We start from the raw sequence: 1,945 nt of genomic DNA, 5'->3' as shown, positions 1-1,945 counted from the left end.
GACCCACTTAGCGGTAAAGTAAAATTGACCCACCTTTAGCGTTTATACTTCATTTTGTTTATTGGTAACTGGGGCTATTCCAGCGGTTTTCTTGCCTCTAAGCCGGTAACTATTTCCTGCAATTTGTACGATATGAGCATGATGTAACAGTCTATCTAACAAGGCAGCAGTCAGCGTTTGGTCGTCAGCGAAGGCCGTTGACCATTGTGAGAACGGTAAGTTACTCGTGACGATTACACTGCCATGCTCGTAGCGTTTAGCAATCACGTTAAAGAACAGATTGGCTTCTTCTCTCCCGAAGGGTAAATAGCCTATTTCGTCTATGACCAATAGCTTTGGGGCGAGTACACTACGTTTAATATACCCTTCCAGCCTGTCTTGTTTTTTGGCTGTACCTAGTTGCAACATTAAATCGGCCGCGGTAATAAAACGTACTTTGATGCTTTTTTGAATGGCCTGATAAGCGTAGCTTAGTGCCAAGTGGCTTTTTCCCACACCACTTGGGCCAAGTAATACGATGTTCTCAGCTCGCTCGATAAATGCGAGGCTGGTTAGTTCTTGAAGCTGTTTTTTAGGTGCACCAGTAGCGAACTTGAAGTCGTAATCTGCGAACGACTTAATGGCCGGTAGACCCGCGAACTTAAGCAGTGTTTCTCTCGTTCGCTGCTGCCTTGCTTCTACTTCAATATTCAACAGCGATTCTAGGAAGTCAGCCAACGAGCTTTCTTTCCCAGCGGCGTTGTCAGCAATGGCAGACCACTCGGTTGCTAAGGTGCATAACTTTAGGCTATCACAAGCTTGTTGTATTCGTTCCATTTGCAAGTTCATGGCTGCGCCCTCAACAACTGGTCATAAACACTCAGTGGGTGCTGGAAGCTTTCAACGGGGACGGCCCTGCGTGAGGGTATTCGTGATGAGTTATCAGATAGAGATTTTAACGGCAACGCAGCTAATGCCCGTTGCTCTTTAATTAACAAGGCCGCTGGCGTTTGTTTTGTCGTTCCGTGTATTCTTTGATTGGCAACATCTTCGAGCCAAGGCCCGATATGTGCGTTGGCCGTTTCAACATCCAAGGTAAGTCCGGCTTGCTTTAATGTTGCTGCAAGCGGCGTAATAAAACTGTTTTTTAGGTAACCATTAAACCGCTCCACTTTACCTTTGGTTTTCGCTCGGTAAGGGCGGCACGCTCTTAATCTGAACCCATAATCAGACGCCAGTTCAAGAAGGTGCTTATTCCATCGGTGGCGACCATCGCCGTAGGCATCCCGCTCAATCATCAAGCATTTGGCGTTATCAAATAGGATTTCCTTCGGAACACCACCGAAGTAATGTAGCGCTTCGCGGATCCCGTTTATCCAATCGTCCTGTTTCTCATATGTGCTGAAACGCACGTAAGTGCCACGGCTAAAGCCCATCGTCGCCACAAACGCCTTAAGCTTAGCGTGACCACGCTTAATCGTCGTAAAGTCTACCTGCATCTGTTGTCCAGGCGCGGTTTCGAAGCGAACGATATCGTCTTCCGTTTTGGGTTTAAATTGCCGAATGTAGATTTTTAAAATGCCTTCTTTGCCGTCGTATCCCTGCGTTTGAATCTCGCGTAACAAAACCGTCGCAGGGATCCAATAGGGCTTAGCAGCCTCAATCCGTTCTCGAACGTAAGGTTTGAAAGGATCTAACTTTGAAGGCCGATCTGGCCTTGGCCCATAATTAGGTGTGCGGGCGAGGTCGCGCAAATAACAACGAACGGTGTTTCGAGCGATACCGAGTTGACGGCTAATAGCTCGGATACTGTGACCTTGTTGATGTAGCACATGAATATCCACTAGTGACTCCTGATTTAGCATTGCATCTCAACCACCGTTTTTTCATAACCGGTGATCATTGTGCCTCAGGTGGGTCAATTTTAAATTGTCGTTAGTGGGTCAGTTTTACATTGCCGGTGACA

Annotated in this window: 2 protein-coding genes; both read right to left on the bottom strand. The window is 46.9% G+C overall.

What is annotated here, in order from left to right; all coding sequences use genetic code 11:
• Positions 1 to 42: 42 nt before the first annotated feature.
• Positions 43 to 828, bottom strand: a complete 786-nt coding sequence (gene istB, locus V5298_RS20480; protein ID WP_332933263.1) for an IS21-like element helper ATPase IstB — start codon at positions 826 to 828, stop codon at positions 43 to 45.
• Positions 825 to 1,844 carry an IS21 family transposase gene (istA, locus tag V5298_RS20475; RefSeq protein WP_332933262.1) on the bottom strand — a complete coding sequence of 340 codons (1,020 nt, stop codon included), beginning with the start codon at positions 1,842 to 1,844 and terminating at the stop codon, positions 825 to 827. Before istA ends, istB begins: the two co-directional genes overlap by 4 nt.
• Between the last annotated feature and the right edge of the window lie 101 nt (positions 1,845 to 1,945).

Source organism: Alteromonas sp. 14N.309.X.WAT.G.H12 (assembly GCF_036697315.1).
In the GTDB taxonomy this organism is placed as follows: Bacteria; Pseudomonadota; Gammaproteobacteria; order Enterobacterales; family Alteromonadaceae; genus Alteromonas.
This window is presented reverse-complemented; position numbering and strand designations above follow the sequence as displayed.